This is a genomic window from Tenacibaculum sp. AHE14PA (assembly GCF_019278465.1).
GTDB classification, from domain to species: domain Bacteria; phylum Bacteroidota; class Bacteroidia; order Flavobacteriales; family Flavobacteriaceae; genus Polaribacter; species Polaribacter bernardetii.
This window is the reverse complement of record NZ_CP058983.1, coordinates 1,770,590-1,790,090: the sequence shown is the minus strand read 5'-3', so window position 1 is coordinate 1,790,090 and position 19,501 is coordinate 1,770,590. Positions and strand designations below refer to the sequence as shown.

General features: G+C 31.4%; 18 protein-coding genes. 10 read left to right on the top strand and 8 right to left on the bottom strand.

The window, feature by feature from the left end:
* Positions 1 to 32: 32 nt before the first annotated feature.
* The 8 genes from H0I30_RS08195 (at position 33) to H0I30_RS08160 (ending at position 6,152) form a co-directional block, all read left to right on the top strand.
* Positions 33 to 359: a nucleotide pyrophosphohydrolase gene (locus H0I30_RS08195; protein ID WP_218771382.1), complete on the top strand. Its 327-nt coding sequence runs from the start codon at positions 33 to 35 to the stop codon at positions 357 to 359.
* On the top strand, positions 360 to 608 hold the full coding sequence (locus H0I30_RS08190; protein ID WP_218771381.1) for a hypothetical protein: 249 nt from the start codon (positions 360 to 362) through the stop codon (positions 606 to 608). It abuts the gene before it with no gap.
* A 3-nt stretch (positions 609 to 611) separates the two neighbouring features.
* The gene (locus H0I30_RS08185; protein ID WP_218771380.1) at positions 612 to 884 is read left to right on the top strand and encodes a hypothetical protein; all 273 of its coding nucleotides are present in this window, start codon (positions 612 to 614) and stop codon (positions 882 to 884) included.
* Positions 885 to 949: 65 nt separating this feature from the next.
* A complete protein-coding gene (locus H0I30_RS08180) occupies positions 950 to 2,182 on the top strand; it encodes a 3-phosphoshikimate 1-carboxyvinyltransferase (RefSeq protein WP_218771379.1) in 1,233 nt (410 codons plus the stop codon).
* A 64-nt stretch (positions 2,183 to 2,246) separates the two neighbouring features.
* Entirely contained in the window at positions 2,247 to 3,296 is a 1,050-nt protein-coding gene (queA, locus tag H0I30_RS08175) for a tRNA preQ1(34) S-adenosylmethionine ribosyltransferase-isomerase QueA (RefSeq protein WP_218771378.1), read from the top strand.
* Positions 3,297 to 3,366: 70 nt separating this feature from the next.
* A complete protein-coding gene (gene rlmN, locus H0I30_RS08170) occupies positions 3,367 to 4,407 on the top strand; it encodes a 23S rRNA (adenine(2503)-C(2))-methyltransferase RlmN (RefSeq protein ID WP_218771377.1) in 1,041 nt (346 codons plus the stop codon).
* A complete protein-coding gene (locus H0I30_RS08165) occupies positions 4,407 to 5,150 on the top strand; it encodes a hypothetical protein (protein WP_218771376.1) in 744 nt (247 codons plus the stop codon). Before rlmN ends, H0I30_RS08165 begins: the two co-directional genes overlap by 1 nt.
* Before the next feature lie 24 nt (positions 5,151 to 5,174).
* Positions 5,175 to 6,152 (top strand): polyprenyl synthetase family protein, encoded by a 978-nt coding sequence (locus H0I30_RS08160; protein ID WP_218771375.1) that lies wholly within the window; start codon positions 5,175 to 5,177, stop codon positions 6,150 to 6,152.
* A 26-nt stretch (positions 6,153 to 6,178) separates the two neighbouring features.
* Here the strand turns inward: H0I30_RS08160 and H0I30_RS08155 are convergent, their stop codons facing one another.
* From H0I30_RS08155 to miaB, 8 genes are all read right to left on the bottom strand, one after another.
* Positions 6,179 to 8,560: a hypothetical protein gene (locus tag H0I30_RS08155; protein WP_218771374.1), complete on the bottom strand. Its 2,382-nt coding sequence runs from the start codon at positions 8,558 to 8,560 to the stop codon at positions 6,179 to 6,181.
* 443 nt (positions 8,561 to 9,003) lie between these two features.
* Entirely contained in the window at positions 9,004 to 10,632 is a 1,629-nt protein-coding gene (groL, locus tag H0I30_RS08150) for a chaperonin GroEL (RefSeq protein ID WP_218771373.1), read from the bottom strand.
* A gap of 42 nt (positions 10,633 to 10,674) precedes the next feature.
* Positions 10,675 to 10,950, bottom strand: a complete 276-nt coding sequence (gene groES / locus H0I30_RS08145; protein ID WP_218771372.1) for a co-chaperone GroES — start codon at positions 10,948 to 10,950, stop codon at positions 10,675 to 10,677.
* Between the two features lie 164 nt (positions 10,951 to 11,114).
* Positions 11,115 to 11,459: a preprotein translocase subunit SecG gene (secG, locus tag H0I30_RS08140; protein WP_218771371.1), complete on the bottom strand. Its 345-nt coding sequence runs from the start codon at positions 11,457 to 11,459 to the stop codon at positions 11,115 to 11,117.
* Positions 11,459 to 12,190 carry a hypothetical protein gene (locus H0I30_RS08135; protein ID WP_218771370.1) on the bottom strand — a complete coding sequence of 244 codons (732 nt, stop codon included), beginning with the start codon at positions 12,188 to 12,190 and terminating at the stop codon, positions 11,459 to 11,461. Before H0I30_RS08135 ends, secG begins: the two co-directional genes overlap by 1 nt.
* Before the next feature lie 4 nt (positions 12,191 to 12,194).
* Positions 12,195 to 12,701, bottom strand: coding sequence for an LptE family protein (locus H0I30_RS08130; RefSeq protein WP_218771369.1), 507 nt, complete (start codon positions 12,699 to 12,701; stop codon positions 12,195 to 12,197).
* Positions 12,702 to 12,747: 46 nt separating this feature from the next.
* The gene (locus tag H0I30_RS08125) at positions 12,748 to 13,977 is read right to left on the bottom strand and encodes a sigma 54-interacting transcriptional regulator (RefSeq protein ID WP_218771368.1); all 1,230 of its coding nucleotides are present in this window, start codon (positions 13,975 to 13,977) and stop codon (positions 12,748 to 12,750) included.
* A gap of 75 nt (positions 13,978 to 14,052) precedes the next feature.
* Positions 14,053 to 15,507, bottom strand: a complete 1,455-nt coding sequence (gene miaB / locus H0I30_RS08120) for a tRNA (N6-isopentenyl adenosine(37)-C2)-methylthiotransferase MiaB (protein WP_218773501.1) — start codon at positions 15,505 to 15,507, stop codon at positions 14,053 to 14,055.
* A 198-nt stretch (positions 15,508 to 15,705) separates the two neighbouring features.
* Between miaB and topA the strand changes: the two genes are divergently transcribed.
* Entirely contained in the window at positions 15,706 to 18,204 is a 2,499-nt protein-coding gene (gene topA, locus H0I30_RS08115; RefSeq protein WP_218771367.1) for a type I DNA topoisomerase, read from the top strand.
* Positions 18,205 to 18,242: 38 nt separating this feature from the next.
* Positions 18,243 to 19,403, top strand: a complete 1,161-nt coding sequence (locus H0I30_RS08110) for a formimidoylglutamase (RefSeq protein WP_218771366.1) — start codon at positions 18,243 to 18,245, stop codon at positions 19,401 to 19,403.
* The last annotated feature ends 98 nt before the right edge of the window (positions 19,404 to 19,501 follow it).

The window sequence follows — 19,501 nt, the reverse complement described above, 5'->3', positions numbered from 1 at the left end:
TTTATATTTGAATTTTAAACTCTGAAGTAAAAATGAATATACAAGACGCTCAAAAAGAAGTTGATAATTGGATTAAAAATCATGGAGTTCGTTATTTTAACGAATTAACAAACATGGCGCAATTAACAGAAGAAGTAGGAGAAGTAGCAAGAATTATCGCACGTCGTTATGGCGAACAAAGTGAAAAAGAGAGCGATAAAAATAAAGATTTAGGAGAAGAATTAGCAGATGTTATGTTTGTGGTACTGTGTTTAGCAAATCAAACAGGAATTAATCTTCAAGAAGCTTTCGATAAAAAATTAGATATAAAAACAAAACGTGATCACGATCGTCATCACAACAACGAAAAATTAAAATAGATGAGTCTTATTAAAAATATACAAAAAGGATCTTTTTGGATTAATGTACTTAAAGTGGGTATTCCTTTTTTAGTGGTTGTCGCAATATTTTCATTATTAGTAAATAGTGGAGGCGCTTTGTTTTCTGCGGATTTTGAAACTGTACTTACTATTAATTTTTCAGAAGGAAAATGGAAACGTTTTTGGTTAACCAAAGTAACTGTTAGTATTTTTTATGCCATATATGTGGTAAATAAAAGAACAAAATAGATAATGGGTTTAGAGAAGCTAGAAGATAAATTAAATAAAAATATTAACGAAGAAACGGAATTGATTCACAAAGTATCATTAATTAAATATGTGTTAATTTACGTTCCAGTATTGTTTTTAATGTTTGCTATCACCAATTTTATTGCAAGTTTGCTATTTGAAGGAATATCTTTCGATTGGAGAAGAATTTTAATTCAAGCTTTCGTTTTTGGTTTCTTTTTTAGAATTTTTCATGCTGTAAGAAAAGGCTGGAATAATGCTTGGGAAAATAAATAGTATGAATGTTAAATTCAATATCAAAAGTCATTTTCAATCGATATAAAATAAGGAAGTCTACATAAATGAACTTACAATTAGCAACAAAAAAAGGTACTAAAATTAATGCCGAAATAACTATTTCGGGTTCAAAAAGTGAATCTAACAGGTTATTAATTTTACAACAATTATATCCGAATATTACAATTCATAATTTATCAGATTCTGATGATACACATCATTTACAAGAAGCGTTGTCGTCAGAAAATGAAATTGCAGATATTGGTCATGCAGGTACTGCAATGCGTTTTTTAACTGCTTTTTTTGCAAGTAAAAAAGATGCTGTGAAAGTTTTACAAGGATCCGAGAGAATGCATAATCGACCAATCAAAATTTTGGTAGATGCGCTGCGCGATTTAGGAGCTGATATTGAGTATTTAGAAAAAGACGGCTATCCACCAATAAAAATTACAGGGAAAGAATTATTGATAGCTAAAGTTGCTATTGATGGCAATGTAAGTAGTCAGTATATTTCTGCTTTAATGTTAATTGCACCGAGTTTAAAAAACGGATTAACAATTGAATTGAAAGGAAATATTACTTCTGTTCCGTATATAAAAATGACATTAACCTTGTTACATCAAATAGGTGTTTATGCAAGTTTTGAAGGGAATATTATTACTATTATAAACCAATCTGAAGTTTCTACTCAAGATATCGTAGTAGAATCAGATTGGAGTTCTGCTTCTTATTTTTATTCGTTAATTGCATTGAGTGAAATAGGATCGTCTGTAAAATTATCAGCCTATAAAAAAGATAGTTTACAGGGTGATAACTGCTTAGCAAGAATTTATAATCATTTTGGAGTTGTAACTACGTTTCAAGAAAATACCATTGTTTTAACGAAAGAAGCACTACATAATACAGCCATTTTAACGGAGAATTTGAAAAATGCGCCAGATATTGCTCAAACAATTGCAGTAACTTGTTTTGGATTAGGTGTTGCTTGTGATTTATCAGGGTTACATACCTTAAAAATAAAAGAAACCGATCGGTTAGAGGCTTTAAAAGAAGAATTAACGAAGTTAGGTGGAGATATATCTGTAACCAACGAAAGTTTGCACTTAAAAACATCCGAAGAAATTAAAAAAAATATTGAGATTGCTACTTATAACGATCATAGAATGGCAATGGCATTTGCACCGTTAGCATTAAAGACGCCAATTGTTATTTTAGAAGCCGAAGTGGTAACTAAATCGTATCGTAATTTTTGGAAAGATATGCAACAAGTAGGAATAGAAACGATTAAAGGAAAATAAAAGGAGAATCACTTGACAAGGCCTATGTCCAAATCGTATATTTGCACATACGAAAAAAAGATTTATGAAGTTATCGAATTTTAGTTTTGAATTACCAGATGAATTATTAGCAGAATATCCATCAGAGCATAGAGATGAAGCACGTTTAATGGTGTTACACAGAGATACTCAAAAAATTGAACATAAATTATTTAAAGATTTAATCAATTATTTTGATGAAGGAGATGTAATGATGCTAAACAATACAAAGGTTTTTCCTGCTCGTATGTACGGGAATAAAGAAAAAACTGGAGCTCGTATTGAAGTGTTTTTATTACGTGAGTTAAATGCTGAAAACCGTTTGTGGGATGTATTAGTAGATCCAGCAAGAAAAATAAGAATCGGAAACAAATTGTTTTTTGGCGATGACGAAAGTTTAGTAGCAGAGGTTATTGACAATACAACATCAAGAGGTAGAACTTTACGTTTCTTATACGACGGACCTTACGAAGAGTTTAGAGAAAAATTAGTGAAGTTAGGGGAAACACCATTACCTAAATATATAAAGCGTGAGGTAGAGGCTACAGATGAAGATCGTTACCAAACAATCTACGCAAAGCATGAAGGAGCTGTGGCAGCACCAGCAGCAGGTTTACATTTTTCTAAACATTTAATGAAACGTTTAGAAATTAAAGGAGTAGATTTTGCAGAAACTACGTTACATGTAGGTTTAGGTACTTTTAATCCTGTTGAGGTTGAAGATTTATCAAAGCATAAAATGGATTCTGAAAAGATAAATGTAACGCAAGCTACTGCAGATATGGTTAACAGTGCTTTAGATAAAAAGAAAAGAGTTTGTGCTGTTGGTACAACTGTAATGAGAGCAACAGAATCTGCAATTACATCTAAGCGTAAGTTAAAGGAATTTGACGGTTGGACAAATAAATTTATCTTTCCTCCATTTGATTTTAGTGTTGCAAACTGTATGATTACAAACTTTCATACACCAAAATCAACATTAATGATGACTGTTTCTGCCTTTGCAGGACACGATTTTATGATGGAAGCATACCAAGAAGCAATTAAAGAAAAATATAAATTTCACTCGTACGGAGATGCGATGTTGATTTTATAATAGTATAGATTTAAATGAATTATAAAACCTCACAAGATTACTTGTGAGGTTTTGTGTATTTTTGCACCCAATGGAAGTTAAGAAAAAAGACATACGCGCATTATCAAAAGAACAATTACGTGATTTTTTTGTAGCAAACGGAGATAAAGCATTTCGTGGTAATCAGATATATGAATGGTTATGGAGCAAATCGGCACATTCGTTTGATGATATGACCAATTTATCGAAAGACACTCGTAAAATGCTAGACGAAAATTTTGTTATCAACCATATTCAGGTTGATAATATGCAACGTAGTAAAGACGGTACTGTAAAAAATGCAGTTCGTTTACACGATGGTTTAGTGGTCGAATCTGTTTTAATACCAACAAAAACACGAACAACTGCTTGTGTTTCTAGCCAAGTTGGTTGTAGTTTAGATTGTCGTTTCTGCGCAACATCGCGTTTAAAAAGAATGCGAAACTTAAATCCAGATGAAATTTACGATCAAGTAGCAGCCATTAACAAAGAAAGCCTATTGTATTATGATAGAAAACTATCTAATATTGTTTTTATGGGAATGGGAGAGCCATTGATGAATTACAATAATGTAATTAAATCAATCGATAAAATTACGTCTCCAGAAGGTTTAGGAATGTCTCCTAAACGTATTACAGTTTCTACATCAGGCGTTCCTAAAATAATTAAAAAAATGGCAGATGATGAGGTGAAGTTTAACTTAGCTGTTTCATTGCATTCAGCTATTGATGAAGTTCGTACGTCTATCATGCCGTTTAATGCTACTTTTCCTTTAAAAGACTTAAAAGAAGCGTTAGAGTATTGGTACGAGAAAACCGAGAGAATGATTACGTACGAATATGTAGTTTGGGGAGGAATTAACGATAAAAGAGAGGATATTAATGCCTTAATTCAGTTTTGCAAATACGTTCCTTGTAAGGTTAATTTAATAGAATATAACCCTATTGACGATGGAGAGTTTCAACAAGCTAGCCCAGAAGCAATCAACAATTATATATCTAATTTAGAAATGCATGATATTACGGTAAATGTTCGTCGCTCTCGCGGAAAAGATATCGATGCAGCTTGTGGACAATTAGCTAATAAATCGTAATGAATTCAAAAACCCTATTAGGTCAAACGTTCCAGTCTTTAGGCTGGATTCTTTTTATCCTTTTCTTAGGGCTATTTTTTGATAGTGGTTATTTTTCAAAAAATTATTTTGAACACTCTCAATGGATTAATACTGTCTGTGTAATTTTAGTTTTTATTTATTGTTATTATAAAGGCACATCAAGAACTAGAGAACAACTTATTTATGCATTATTTATTGGCGTAATTGGAGAATATTTTTTTTCATTAATTTTAGGGATGTATTCATACAGGTTGTATAATGTACCACATTATACTCCTTTTGGACATGCGTTAGTGTTTTTAGGAGTATATAGCTTTTCAAAAAAATCTAAAGTAAAATTAAATGCAAAAAAAATAAACCTTTTTCTAACCATCTTCATAGCTGTATATGCATTCGTTTTTTTAGTATTTAAAAAAGATGTCTTTGGCTTTGTTATGACACTTCTGGTTTTCTATTCATTACGAAAGTATCCTAAAGAAAAATTGTTTTATTTAACAATGTATGTTGTAGTTGTGTATGCAGAACTTATAGGAACCTCATTAAATACTTGGTCTTGGCCAAAAATTGCGTTTAATACTTTTGAGTTTTTGCCAAGTGGAAACCCGCCTTCGGGAATTTGTTTATTTTATTACGGATTAGACAGAGGAACTATGTCTTTTTACAAAAGAAGGCATAAATTAGCTTGGGCTAGATTAAAAAGAATTAGAGCTATTGAAAACTAAAAAAAATCTTACTTTTGATAAACAATGAAGCCAGTAGAACAAATTAAACTTCCTATTAAAAATGAAATGGAACTCTTTGAAACTAAGTTCAAAGATTCGATGTTATCAAAAGTTCCCTTATTAAATAGAATTACGTATTATATTGTTCGTCGAAAAGGAAAACAAATGCGACCGATGTTTGTTTTTTTAGTAGCCAAAATGGTTTCTGATGGTGGTTTTGACGAACGAACTTACCGAGGGGCTTCAGTAGTAGAATTAATTCATACTGCAACTTTGGTACATGATGATGTGGTGGATGATAGTAATCGTCGCCGTGGATTCTTCTCTGTAAATGCACTTTGGAAAAATAAAATAGCTGTTTTAGTAGGTGATTTTTTATTGTCAAAAGGATTGTTATTGTCTATTGATAATGAAGATTTTGATATTCTTAAACTGATTTCTATCGCAGTGCGTGAAATGAGTGAAGGTGAATTACTGCAGATAGAGAAAGCACGAAAACTAAATATTACCGAGGAAATTTATTTTGAAATTATCAGACAGAAAACAGCAACTTTAATTGCTGCTTGTTGTGGTATTGGAGCGGCATCAGTAGGAGCAAGTAATGATGTTGTGCAGCAAATGCGAAAGTTTGGAGAGTATATTGGAATTGCTTTTCAAATTAAAGATGATTTATTTGATTATACTGAAGATAAAATAGGAAAACCTACAGGTATTGATATAAAGGAACAGAAGATGACCCTTCCTTTAATTTACACTTTAAACAACTGTTCTAAAAAAGAAAAATCTTGGTTGATAAACTCTGTAAAAAAGCATAACACTAATAAAAAACGTGTAAAAGAAGTTATAGCTTTTGTAAACACGAATGGCGGCTTAGAGTATGCAACAACTAAAATGCATAGTTATAAAAATAAGGCATTAGCAATATTAAATAACTTTCCGGAATCAGCATACAAAAGCTCACTACAACAAATGATTGATTATGTTGTAGAACGTAAGATTTAAAATCCTACGTTCTACATAGTGTAAAATTATTTTAATATTATTTCTTCAGAGATTACTTTTCCTTTTTCAGACATTCCTTCGATAAACATTTTTATTTTCTTTTGTTGATTTTTAGGTATCTTAAAACTGATACTAGAATTAGCTGGTATTTTTATGTTTGATTTCCAATATACAGCGCCAAAATGCTGATATGTTTTGTTAGAATAAGAAGGGTATTTCGGGTTGTAATATTCTTTGTCATTACTAAAGCCATAAGGTAATTTTACGGTACTCATTTTTGTTTTCTTAGTTTTAAGCTGCAAAGGAGTAAGTGTTTTAATATGTACTTCGGTAGCAGCACTAGGAGAGCTGTTACCAAATGAAATTTCTTCTACATCTTCTAAGAGCATTCCTTCAAGTATTGAAGGATCATGACTCCTGTTATTACCATTTATTATTACTGCTAAATCTAATAAGCTTCCAGGCATTGCGTTTGCTCTTTCTTTGGCACGAGCTTCTAAGTGTCTAGTTCTTGAGCTCTTTTCTACTATTTGCCCTTTGCTGATGTTTTCCTCTGTTTTAGTAGTGAGAGTTCCCGCTATGTCATTAATGGTATTTAGCCTTTTTCCAGTTTTATAAGTGATGAAATCCATTACCGTTTCTCCCGATCCAATCATAATATCTTTCATTTTAAAACTGTTAAATAATGAGTTTGCTAAATAAACATTACTATTGGTTTTTCTTTTATTAGCCTTAACCATAACTTCGTTTAAGAATTCAAAATCATTAGGTAAATATTTAAATGAAGAATAGTCTAATTCAGAGTTTTCGGTCTTGTAATTGTAATTTAAAGACTCTTTTAAAGAGTTTTTAGAGTAAGATAAAATAGGAGTAGTTTCAAAAATATTGTCTTGACTTTTTATACCGAATTTGATAACGCTATTCTTTTTAATAAAAGTATTTTTTAAAACATAAGGTGTTTTAAGAGATTTAATTTCTCTTACAATTTTATTTTCTGGAGAATACATTAAAACAGGGTTGTTACTTTTTGTATTTGATTTCAAAATAATGTTAATTCCGTTTTCGAAATTAAATTTTGTTTTAGGGGTGTTATTAAAAATATCATTCCAGTTATATTTTGTCCATCCTTGTGTGATTAACAGTAAATCGAGGTCTCTAAGTTTTTTTTGATTAATATTAGTTAAGTAATATTTATAATTTTGAATGTCACCTTTAATAAAAGGTTTAAAAAATGTACTAGTAACAATACTGTTTTGTGGGGCATAAGCTTTTGTAATTAATGGTAAAAAAGATGTGCTTAAATGGGTTGTTTCATTTGTAGTGTTTTTTAAATTTATCTCTAAAGAGTCTGAATTAATAGTGGTGTTTTTTGTTTCTATTTTAGAAAATAAAGATTCATTATTAATAAAAATTAATCTTTCTAGTATAGGTTTGTTGTTGTTAAATACAGTTATTGTATTAAGACCAAATGGTAATTCGTTTTTATTAATAAGTAAAGCATATTTATGACTTTTTTCATTAATTTTTATCTTGAATTTCTTGTATTTATTTGTGTTGTGAATAAAAACAGTAACATCAGACTGAATAAGTTTAGGAACGCTATTTTTATTTGTTTTTAAGTTAATTGATAAAAATTTAGGGTTAGAGTTAACAACTCTTAAGTTTAATCCATTTTTTTTAGATTCTGGAGGTGCAGCTTTTATAATTATTCCGTTTTCAAGCATAGCTTCAAATTCATAACTTTCATTTTTCTTAAAAAAGAAATTAACATTACCTAAACCAAATGAATTTGTTTTAAAAGTAGTAATTATTTTTTTTGACTTATTCTTAATGTTTCCGCTCTTAATTTTTATACCATTACCATTTTTATCTTTAATTAATATACCAAGATTATTAATAGTATTTTCAAGAACATGCCCGCCTTCAGGGAGTATTTTAAATTCGTAAAAATTTTCTTCATTAATTAATTTTTTATCTTTTTTAGAGGATGAAATAATTTTAATTTTTTGATTATATGAATTACTTTCCTTAAAGTTTTTCATCCAATTAGTAGATGCTTTTATATAGTAATTTCCTTCTGTAAATGTTGAATCTAAAGTAATGCTACCTTTTCCTATTCCCTTTTTAATATGAATTAGAAACTGATCTTTTATTTGTTTTTGATCATTAAATATTGAAACATAGAGGTTTGAGGTCGTTTTGTGTAATTTTTTGGAGTTTTGTTCTATTACATAGGCTTGAAACCATATTTCTTCGCCTTTTAAAAAAGAGGTTTTATTTAAATGTAAATAAGGTGTTTCTCTCGTGTTTTCAAAGTAGCTTACATAAGCTGAATCAATTTTATGAATATTCTGACTAAGAATATTAAACGAACTTAATAGTAGTATTAGTATTGTAATTTTTTTCATGTTTTTTAGCAATTTTTGTTTTGATTTTTTTTAAGTAAACCCATCAAAATTGTGTTTAATGGTTTTGTTGGAAGTTGGTTCTTAGTTATGTTTTTTTATATAGATTTTTAGGGTTTTTGTTTTCATATCAATATTTTTTTTAAATAATTAATGAATATTTAACAAGTATTGTACCGAAAAGTTAATTATTTCTTAATTTAATTGTTTTTTTTTAAAGAAGTTCACTTAATTTACTAGAATAGAAGTTGTTATCTTAAATAAAAAAAACCTCGAGAAGTTTCTCGAGGTTTTTTTATAAAGTTATAGGTACTCTTATTTAATGAAAAATGAGAGCCTTTAAATATTAAGTCTCAATAATCATAAAAAAAATATAAAAAAGAAAAAACCTCGAAGCATTAACGTTTCGAGGTTTTTTAAATATTTAGGTGTCGAGCTTCTCGCCATTACATCATTCCAGGCATCCCACCACCCATTGGAGGCATTGCAGGAGCATCTTCTTTAATATCTATTAAAGCACATTCGGTCGTTAAAATCATACCAGCAACAGAAGCTGCATTTTCTAACGCTACACGAGTAACTTTTTTAGGATCAATAATTCCAGCTTCTAGCATATCAACATATACTTCAGCTTTAGCATCGTAACCAAAATCTTTTTTACCCTCTAGCACTTTATTAATAACAACAGATCCTTCGCCACCAGCGTTTTCAACAATTGTTCTTAAAGGCGCTTCAATAGCTTTATTAACGATTTGTACACCTGTAGTTTCGTCTAAGTTTTCAGTAACTAATGATTCTAGTACTTTTTTAGCACGTACTAAAGCAACACCACCACCAGCAACAATACCTTCTTCTACAGCAGCACGAGTTGCATGTAAAGCATCATCGACACGATCTTTCTTTTCTTTCATTTCTACTTCAGAAGCAGCTCCAACATATAAAACAGCAACTCCACCAGCTAACTTCGCTAAGCGCTCTTGTAATTTCTCACGATCGTAATCAGAAGTAGTAGTTTCAATTTGTGCTTTAATTTGGTTTACACGACCTTTAATTAGCTCTTCATTACCAGCACCGTTAACAATAGTAGTATTGTCTTTATCGATAGTTACTGTTTCAGCAGTTCCTAATAGATCTAAAGTAGCGTTTTCTAAAGAAAAACCTCTTTCTTCAGAAATAACAGTTCCACCAGTTAATATAGAAATATCTTCTAACATTGCTTTTCTACGATCACCAAATCCAGGAGCTTTTACAGCAGCAATTTTTAAACCACCACGTAATTTATTAACAACTAAAGTAGCCAATGCTTGTCCGTCAACATCTTCAGCAATAATTAATAAAGGTCTTCCAGATTGAGAAACAGGTTCTAATATTGGTAGAATTTCTTGTAAGTTAGAGATCTTTTTATCAAATAATAAGATGTAAGGATTCTCTAAAGTAGCCACCATTTTATCAGCATCAGTTACAAAGTATGGAGATAAATATCCACGGTCGAATTGCATTCCTTCCACAACGTCAACATAAGTCTCCATTCCTTTAGCTTCTTCAACAGTAATAACACCTTCTTTACCAACTTTACCGAAAGCGGTAGCGATTAAATCACCAATAACTTTATCGTTGTTTGCCGAGATTGAAGCAACTTGTTGTATTTTTTCTGATGAGTTACCAACTTCTTGAGATTGCTTTGCTAAATCCTCAGTAATTGCAGTAACAGCTTTGTCAATACCACGTTTTAAATCCATAGGATTTGCACCTGCAGCAACGTTTTTTAAACCTTCTTTAACAATAGCTTGTGCTAATACGGTTGCGGTTGTAGTTCCATCACCAGCTAAATCGTTAGTTTTAGAAGCAACTTCTTTTACCATTTGAGCTCCCATATTCTCTAAAGAATCTTCTAACTCAATTTCTTTTGCAACAGTAACACCATCTTTAGTTACATGTGGTGCGCCGAAAGATTTAGAAATAATTACATTTCTTCCTTTAGGACCTAGAGTTACTTTTACTGCATTTGCTAATGCATCTACTCCACGTTTTAAACCGTCACGAGCGTCTACATCAAATTTTATATCTTTTGCCATTTTATGATCTATTTTTTATTAATTATTAGGTGAGTGAATAAATTATATGATAGCGAAAATGTCGCTTTCTCTCATAATTAAATAATCACTTCCTTCATATTTTAATTCTGTACCTGCATACTTTCCGTATAAAACAGTATCACCAATTTTTACCGTTAAAGGTTCATCTTTGGTTCCATTTCCTATGGCAACAACAGTACCTTTTTGTGGTTTTTCCTTGGCGTTATCAGGAATAATAAGTCCTGATGCTGTCTTGGTTTCTGCAGCAGCTGGTTCTATAAGAACTCTATCTGCTAAAGGTTTAATATTTAATCCCATTTTTATATAAGTTATGATTAAGTAGTTGTTATTATTGGTTAAAAATAGTCAGAAATTATGCCATTAAAAATTATATGCCACTTTTTCTAAATCAACGAAAAATATGTGCAAAAAAAATGCCAACGTGTCATTACGTTGGCATTTGATATTATATGTTGTTAAGATTAGTTTACACTATCTTTTGTAGTATCGTTTGTTGTAGGAGCTGCAACAGGAGCTGTAGTTTCTACATTTTCTAAAGTACTATCTAATTGAGGAGCATCTGCTGAATTTCCTCTAGGAATAGCGAAGTTAGCTAGTAAAATTAAAGCAAACATTGTAATTGCTAAAGTCCATGTAGTTCTGTCTAAAAAACTATTAGTGTTTTGTACTCCACCAATGTTCTGAGCACCACCACCTCCAAAAGAAGAAGATAATCCGCCACCTTTAGGGTTTTGAACCATTACGATTAAGATTAATGCTATTGCAACAATCAATATTAAAACTAAAAGTAAAGTATACGTAGTCATTATTTATTTTTTTGTAAAATTTGTATTCTCTTAATTTGGTCTGCAAAGAAACCACTTTTTTCTGGATATTTCAAACTTAATATTTTATAAGCTTGTATTGCGCTTTCATATTTTTTTTGTTCTAGATAAACCTTGGCTAGTGTTTCGGTTGCTAATTGAGAATTTTGCTTACTTAAAGTGGTTTTAATCTCCGATGGGTTTGTTTTACTTGGACGAGATATTTTAGGTGATTTCTCAATAAAACGATCAATAATTGCGTTTTTTTCTAAGTTTATAGGAGTAATAACCTCTTTTTTGCTTGAAATAGCATCTCTTGTTATTACATTTTTAGAAGAGAGTTGTAGCCATTGATTAAATGAAAATGATTCACTTTTAGTAAAAGCTAAAGGTTTACCTATAGCTAAATCTTTCTCAATATTTGTAGTTTCTTTTTTATTAGGAAGAAGGATTTCTTTTAAACTCGCTTTTTTCTCTTTCAGATTCGAAATTTCTTTAAAAGACTTAGAGGTGATAAAATCAAATAAAACACTACGATCTATGGTGTAAGCTGCTGTTATTTTTAATTCGTTATTGTATTTAAAACTGTCTTTATTTTTTAAAGTTTTTAACTCTAAAGTTCTTGCTGATTGAAAATAAGGATATTGTTGGATAACATTTTTAAGCTCAGTACTAATTTCTTGCGAAATAGCACTTGGCTTCTTTAGAACATGTATGTATTTTTTTTTATCCAATTATTTACCACTTAGCAACAGATGCATTGAAAATATCTTGTGTGATTCTTTCTAAAATTTCTTTTAAAGCAGTATCTAATACACCGCCAGACAGTTGTTGTGTAGCTCCGTAATCGTAGTAAAAAGAAAAACGTTTTTCGAAATTATCTTTTTCTTCTAACTTGTTTTCATAGATAACATTTACAGAAATTGTTAATCGATTTTGTGCTGCAGTTTGATTTGCGGTAGCACTCATAGGTGTAATTCGATAATCGGTTATTTCTCCAGAAAAATGCAAGTCTCCGTTAGAGTTAACTAAGGTTAAATTTGTTTGACGTGTAAATAAATCGCGAAGATTTTGTGTAAATTCCTGACTTAACGTTGGTTCTATTAAAGGAGCCTGATTCGGAAAGAAATCAATCTGAATGGTTTTAGCATTACCGGTATTTCCTCCAGTAAATGAATAGGCGCCACAACTTATTAATATAATTGATGTGGTAATAAAAAGAATATTGTAAAAAAGTTTTTTCATAAAATCAAAAGTAAACAATTCAAAGAGTATAATTTTAACGAATATTTTATAAATCGTATTGTTTTATTTTTCGGTATAAAGTTCGTTCAGAAATACCTAATTCTTTTGCAGCTAACTTACGTTTGTTGCTGTTTTTTTCTAACGATTTTCGAATCATTTCAATTTCTTTTTCTTGTAATGATAAGTTTTCGTCTTCCTCAATTGTTTCAGCATATTCGTAATTATTTTGAGTAGATGATGATTGCGGAATTTTAACAACCTCGAAGTTATGATCTTCTGGTTTTTCTGTTTCTTGATAAATACGTTCTATTAATCCGTGATTTTCTTCTTTCACTTGTTCAGCGTCTCCGTTTTGCATTAAATCTAAGGTTAATTTTTTTAGATCGTTAATGTCGTTACGCATATCAAACAAGATTTTATACATAATATCTCGTTCGTTCGCAAAATCAGAATTGCTAGATTGTTTACCGATTACTGCAGGAAGGTTTCCATTGTTCTTTGGAAGGTATTGCACTAGTTTTTCGGCAGTAATTAAACGACTTTCTTCTACAACAGAAATTTGTTCGGCTAAGTTTCTTAACTGACGAATGTTACCAGGAAAACGATAGTTTAACAATACTTTTGTAGCATTATCATCTAAACGAATTGTTGGCATTCGGTACTTTTGAGCAAAATCAGAAGCAAATTTTCTAAAAAGCAAGTGAATATCTTCATTACGGTCGCGTAAAGCAGGTAAGTCGATTTCAATGGTACTTAAACGATAATATAAATCTTCTCTAAATTTTTCTTTTGAAATAGCTTGTTGCATGTTTACATTGGTAGCTGCAACAATACGAACGTCAGTTTTTTGTACTTGTGATGATCCTACTTTTATAAACTCACCATTTTCTAAAACACGTAATAAACGTACTTGTGTTGTTAATGGTAATTCACCTACTTCATCTAAAAAAATGGTTCCGCCATCCGCAACTTCAAAATACCCTTTACGAGCAGCAGTGGCTCCTGTAAAAGCGCCCTTTTCATGACCGAAAAGTTCACTGTCAATCGTTCCTTCAGGAATTGCTCCACAGTTAACAGCAATGTATTTAGCGTGTTTTCTGTGTGATAATTGGTGAATTATTCTAGGAATACTTTCTTTACCTACGCCACTTTCTCCAGTAACTAAAACTGAAATATCAGTTGGGGCTACACGAATAGATTTTTCTATAGCACGGTTTAATTGTGTATCGTTACCGATAATACCAAATCGTTGTTTTATTGCTTGTAGGTTTTCCATATTTTTTCTTTAGAATAGAGAAAAAAGAATAAGAGAAAAGGGTTGATGTTTTCTCTTGCTGCTCTTTTCTAAAAATTAATTATTATCTGAATACCCAAGCACAGTTCCTTTTAAGGTAGCCGAAGTACAATCTTCTATTTTTATCATTACAAACTCACCTAATTTATAATTTTCTTTAGGAAAAACACATACGGTGTTCTGCGTATTTCTAGCTTTCCATTCATTCGGGTTCTTTTTAGAAGTTCCTTCAATTAAGAATTCTTCAGTTTTTCCTAAATGTTGTTGTGTTCTATATAAAGCGTGTTCTTGCTGTAAATCGATAATTTCTTGTAAACGTCTTTTCTTGGTGGCAAATGGTACATCGTCTGGCATTTTCTTGGCAGCCAATGTTCCAGGTCGTTCAGAGTAAGCAAACATAAAACCGAAGTCGTATTTTACATACCTCATTAAATCCAAAGTATCTTGATGATCTTCTTCTGTTTCACCACAAAAACCAACAATCATATCTTGTGATAAAGACATTTCTGGAATTATTTTAAAGATATTGTCAACCAATTCTTTGTATTCTTCACGAGTGTGTTGACGGTTCATGGCTTTTAACATTGCATTACTTCCACTTTGCACAGGTAGGTGAAGGTATTTACAAATGTTTTTATGTTTTGCCATGGTGTGAATTACGTCTAAACTCATGTCTTGCGGATTTGAGGTTGCAAAACGGAACCTCATTTTAGGAAACTCAGTAGCACACATGTCTAGTAACTGAGCAAAATCTACAGCAGTAGCTTGTGCTATTTCAGAAGCTTTAGTAAAATCTTTTTTCAATCCACCACCATACCATAAATAGCTATCTACATTTTGACCAAGTAAAGTAATTTCTTTAAAGTTTTGATCATGCATCGATTTAATTTCCTCTAAAACACTTTTAGGATCTCTACTTCTTTCGCGACCACGTGTAAACGGAACCACACAAAAAGTACACATATTATCGCAACCACGCGTAATAGATACAAAGGCAGAAACCCCGTTAGAATTTAAACGAACCGGAGCAACATCACCATAAGTTTCTTCTTTAGATAAAATTACGTTTATAGCATCTCTACCAGCATCAATCTCCTCTAATAGGTTTGGTAAATCTCTATATGCATCTGGTCCTACAACCAAATCAACGATTTTTTCTTCCTCTAAAAATTTTTCTTTTAAACGTTCGGCCATACAACCAAGAACACCAACTTTCATCGTCGGATTTGTTTTTTTAACAGCGTTGTATTTTTGTAAACGTTTACGAATTGTAGTTTCGGCTTTCTCTCTAATAGAACATGTATTTACTAAAACTAAATCGGCTTCTTCTAGAACTTGTGTGGTGTTAAAACCTTGTTCTGCTAAAATAGAAGCTACAATTTCGCTGTCGTTCATGTTCATTTGACAACCGTAACTCTCTATAAATAATTTTTTAGTGTTCTCTTTTTTCGTCTCAGTAACAAGAGCTTGCCCTTGTACTTTTTCATCTATAACCTTCTCAGTGTGCTCCATATTCATATTAAAAATGGAGGCAAAGATACAACCAAAATATAAAAATTATGACAAATTGGCAGAAATTTATTGTTAATTTAGAATCGATTTTAAACCTTAAGTGCAACAAAAAGTTTTTTTTTAAAAAAAACATTCTACTTTTGCAAATTCCAAGCATCATTATATATCTGATGTAAAAAGAGATAATTGAAAAGAGATATGGCAAAGAATTTAGTTATAGTTGAGTCACCTGCAAAGGCAAAAACAATTGAGAAATTTTTAGGTAAAGATTTTCAAGTAGAATCTAGCTATGGTCATATCGCAGATTTACCATCGAAAGAATTAGGAATTGATGTTGATGGCGATTTTAGTCCGAAATACATTGTTTCTGATGATAAGAAGCCCGTTGTTAAGAAGTTAAAAGCTTTAGCAAAAAAAGCAGAAACTGTTTGGTTAGCGAGTGATGAGGATCGAGAGGGTGAAGCAATTGCTTGGCATTTAAAAGAACAATTAAAATTAAATGATGACAATACAAAACGTATTGTTTTTCACGAGATAACAAAAAATGCCATTTTAAAAGCAGTCGAAAATCCAAGAGATATAGACTATAATATGGTAAACGCACAACAAGCGCGTAGAGTTTTAGATAGGCTTGTTGGGTACGAATTATCGCCTGTTTTATGGCGTAAAGTAAAAGGTGGTTTGTCTGCAGGTAGGGTACAATCTGTAGCAGTTCGTTTAATTGTAGAAAGAGAACGAAGTATTCTTGATTTTAAATCAGAAACTCATTATAAAGTAGTTGCTCAGTTTTCTAACACAGAAGGTAAAACTTTTAAGGCTACAATTCCGAAGAATTTTGATTCAAAAAAACTAGCAGAAGATTTCTTAAAGTCTTGTTCAGATGCCGATTTTTCTATAGCTGATTTAACTAAAAAACCAGCAAAAAAATCTCCAGCAGCACCATTTACAACATCAACACTACAGCAAGAAGCTTCTAGAAAATTAGGTTTTCCTGTAGCGAAAACAATGCAAGTAGCACAGCGTTTATATGAAGCCGGTTTAATTACTTATATGAGAACAGATAGTGTGAACTTATCTGTAGACGCAAGAAATGCTGCTGAAGAAGAAATTAGTAATTATTACGGAAAGGAATATAGTAAGCAGCGTGTCTTTAAGTCGAAGGCAAAAGGAGCTCAAGAAGCCCATGAAGCAATTCGTCCTACTGAGATGAAAAAACACTCTATAAATAGTGAGTACGATCAAACAAGGTTGTATGACTTAATATGGAAAAGAACATTGGCTTCTCAAATGAGTGATGCACAATTAGAGCGTACCAACGTTAAAATAGAGAACTCAGGAAATAAAAAGATATTCACTGCAAACGGTGAAATGATAAAGTTTGATGGTTTCTTAAAAGTATATTTAGAAGGAACAGATAACGAAGAAGAAGAGCAGGCAGGAATGCTACCAAATTTAAAGACAGGTGAAAGCTTAGAATATATATATATAAACGCAACACAGCGTTTTACAAGCGCACCTTACCGTTTTACAGAGGCATCTTTAGTAAAACAATTAGAAGAGTTAGGTATTGGTAGACCATCAACATATGCACCAACAATTTCTACCGTTCAACGAAGAGGTTATGTAGAAAAAGGTGATAATGAAGGGGTAGAGAGAAATTACGAACAAATGATTTTGTCTAAAGGAACTGTAGAAAGTGAAATGTTGACGGAAAAAACAGGTTCAAATAAAAACAAATTAGTACCTACAGATATAGGGAATATTGTGAATGATTTCTTAGTTGCAAATTTTTCAAATATTCTTGACTTCGGATTTACAGCAAGAGTTGAAAATTCTTTTGATGATATTTCAGAAGGAGATGAAGACTGGATAGAAATGATAAAAGGTTTCTATACTAAATTTCATGAAAACGTAGAAGATGTAAAGGAAAATGCAGAAAGAGAAAGTGGAGAGCGTATTTTAGGAAAGCATCCAGAATCAGGAAAAACAGTTTTAGTACGTTTAGGTAAGTTTGGGCCAATAGCACAAATTGGAGCTCCCGAAGATGAAGAGAAGCAATTTGCAAGTTTAAACAAAGATCAAAACCTTGGTACAATAACCATGGAAGAGGCATTAGAATTGTTTTTGCTTCCGAAAAACTTAGGAACTTTTCAGGATGAAGAAGTAATTGTTTCTAATGGTCGTTTTGGACCGTATATTAAATTCGGCGCAATGTTCGTGTCTTTAGATAAAGGCGAAAATCCGATGGAAGTAGATTTGCCAAGAGCTGAAGAATTGATTGTTGCAAAGCAAAAAGCAGATGCGCCAATTTATTATTACGAAGATTTACCAGTTCAAAAAGGAGTAGGTCGTTTTGGTCCATTCTTAAAATGGAACTCAATTTTTATCAACGTAAGTAAAAAATACGATTTCGATAATCTTTCAGATGAAGATATTATTGAGTTGATTGAGGTTAAAAAGCAAAAGGAAATAGATAAAGTTCTTCATAACTGGGAAGATGTTGGTATTCGAGTAGAAAAAGCTCGTTGGGGTCGTTTTAATGTGATTAAAGGTAAAATTAAAGTTGAATTACCGAAAACTACAGAGATCGAGAAGATGAAGAAAGAAGAAGCAGTGAAGTTAATAGAGGCTAAAACACCTAAAAAGAAAACTGCGAAAAAGAAGGTCGTTAAAAAGAAAGTAGCGAAAAAGAAATAAAGTTTAGTATATTGCCAATTCCCTAGTCCCCAAAAAAGATGAGTTTTAATTTTTTTACACCTATTAAAAATACCGTGGTTGCACATCTAATGTCGCAATCTGCATCATCTTTAGGGCATAAAATTGAGGTCTACACTTTAGAAAATGGATTTCCTGATTTATCGGGTGTCAATATTGCTGTCATAGGTGTTAAAGATGGTAGAGGAGCTAATGAGAATGAAGGTTGTGGAGAGGAGTTACAATATATTCGTGAAAAACTATATGAATTATTTCCTGGTAATTGGCATACTAAAATAGCCGATTTAGGAAATATAGAACAAGGTAGCACGCCAAAAGATACTTGTTTTGCCGTAGCATCATCTATAGAAGCTTTATTAAAGAAAAATATAATCCCGATATTAATTGGTGGGAGTCAAGATATAACGTACGCAAACTATAGAGCTTACGATTCTTTAGAACAAACCGTAAACTTAGTGTCTGTAGATAGTCGATTTGATATTGGTTCTATAGATGAGGAGTTATCTTCTAAATCATTTTTAAGTAAAGTGATTATGGAGCAGCCAAATAATTTGTTTAACTATAGTAACATAGGCTATCAAACGTATTTTAATTCACAAGACGAAATACAACTACTTGATAAATTATATTTTGATGCTTTTAGGTTAGGTGAAGTAAAAGATGTAACTTTAGTGGAGCCTATAATGAGAGATGCAGATATTGTTAGTGTAGATATTGGCTGCGTTCGTCAAAGTGAAGCGCCAGCAAATAATAACGCATCACCAAACGGTTTTTATGGAGAAGAAATCTGTGCAATCGCAAGATATGCAGGGATTAGTGATAAAGTAACTTCATTTGGAATTTATGAGTATAATCATAGGTTAGATTCAAACAATCAAACAGCAAGCTTAATTGCTCAAATGATTTGGTATTTTATTGAAGGAGTTAATGCCAGAGCAAAAGATTATCCGTTTGTAACAAAAGAAAATTATCAAAAATTCACGGTACTTTTAAGTGATGATGATCCTATAAACTTTTATAAAAGTGATAAAAGTGGTCGTTGGTGGATGGAAATAAATTTAATTTCGAATAATAAACACAAAAGACATGCGTTAATACCATGTAACTATAAAGATTACGAGCAGGCGTTAAAAAGAAAGATGCCTGATAGATGGTTTAAAGCACAGCAAAAGCTTGTTTAAAACCTATTTATATTTGTTTTTGAAAAAATTATAACACGTAATTGTTTTTTAATAAAAAAAATAATAGGTTTACGACCTCTTTTATAAGAAAGGAATAA

Excerpts from the sequence above, each read along its gene's own strand:
- H0I30_RS08195 (WP_218771382.1), top strand. The coding sequence starts at position 33 with ATGAATATACAAGACGCTCAAAAAGAAGTTGATAATTGGATTAAAAAT.
- H0I30_RS08190 (WP_218771381.1), top strand. The coding sequence starts at position 360 with ATGAGTCTTATTAAAAATATACAAAAAGGATCTTTTTGGATTAATGTA.
- H0I30_RS08185 (WP_218771380.1), top strand. The coding sequence starts at position 612 with ATGGGTTTAGAGAAGCTAGAAGATAAATTAAATAAAAATATTAACGAA.
- H0I30_RS08180 (WP_218771379.1), top strand. The coding sequence starts at position 950 with ATGAACTTACAATTAGCAACAAAAAAAGGTACTAAAATTAATGCCGAA.
- queA (WP_218771378.1), top strand. The coding sequence starts at position 2,247 with ATGAAGTTATCGAATTTTAGTTTTGAATTACCAGATGAATTATTAGCA.
- rlmN (WP_218771377.1), top strand. The coding sequence starts at position 3,367 with ATGGAAGTTAAGAAAAAAGACATACGCGCATTATCAAAAGAACAATTA.
- H0I30_RS08165 (WP_218771376.1), top strand. The coding sequence starts at position 4,407 with ATGAATTCAAAAACCCTATTAGGTCAAACGTTCCAGTCTTTAGGCTGG.
- H0I30_RS08160 (WP_218771375.1), top strand. The coding sequence starts at position 5,175 with ATGAAGCCAGTAGAACAAATTAAACTTCCTATTAAAAATGAAATGGAA.
- H0I30_RS08155 (WP_218771374.1), bottom strand. The coding sequence starts at position 8,560 with ATGAAAAAAATTACAATACTAATACTACTATTAAGTTCGTTTAATATT.
- groL (WP_218771373.1), bottom strand. The coding sequence starts at position 10,632 with ATGGCAAAAGATATAAAATTTGATGTAGACGCTCGTGACGGTTTAAAA.
- groES (WP_218771372.1), bottom strand. The coding sequence starts at position 10,950 with ATGGGATTAAATATTAAACCTTTAGCAGATAGAGTTCTTATAGAACCA.
- secG (WP_218771371.1), bottom strand. The coding sequence starts at position 11,459 with ATGACTACGTATACTTTACTTTTAGTTTTAATATTGATTGTTGCAATA.
- H0I30_RS08130 (WP_218771369.1), bottom strand. The coding sequence starts at position 12,701 with ATGAAAAAACTTTTTTACAATATTCTTTTTATTACCACATCAATTATA.
- H0I30_RS08125 (WP_218771368.1), bottom strand. The coding sequence starts at position 13,977 with ATGGAAAACCTACAAGCAATAAAACAACGATTTGGTATTATCGGTAAC.
- miaB (WP_218773501.1), bottom strand. The coding sequence starts at position 15,507 with ATGGAGCACACTGAGAAGGTTATAGATGAAAAAGTACAAGGGCAAGCT.
- topA (WP_218771367.1), top strand. The coding sequence starts at position 15,706 with ATGGCAAAGAATTTAGTTATAGTTGAGTCACCTGCAAAGGCAAAAACA.
- H0I30_RS08110 (WP_218771366.1), top strand. The coding sequence starts at position 18,243 with ATGAGTTTTAATTTTTTTACACCTATTAAAAATACCGTGGTTGCACAT.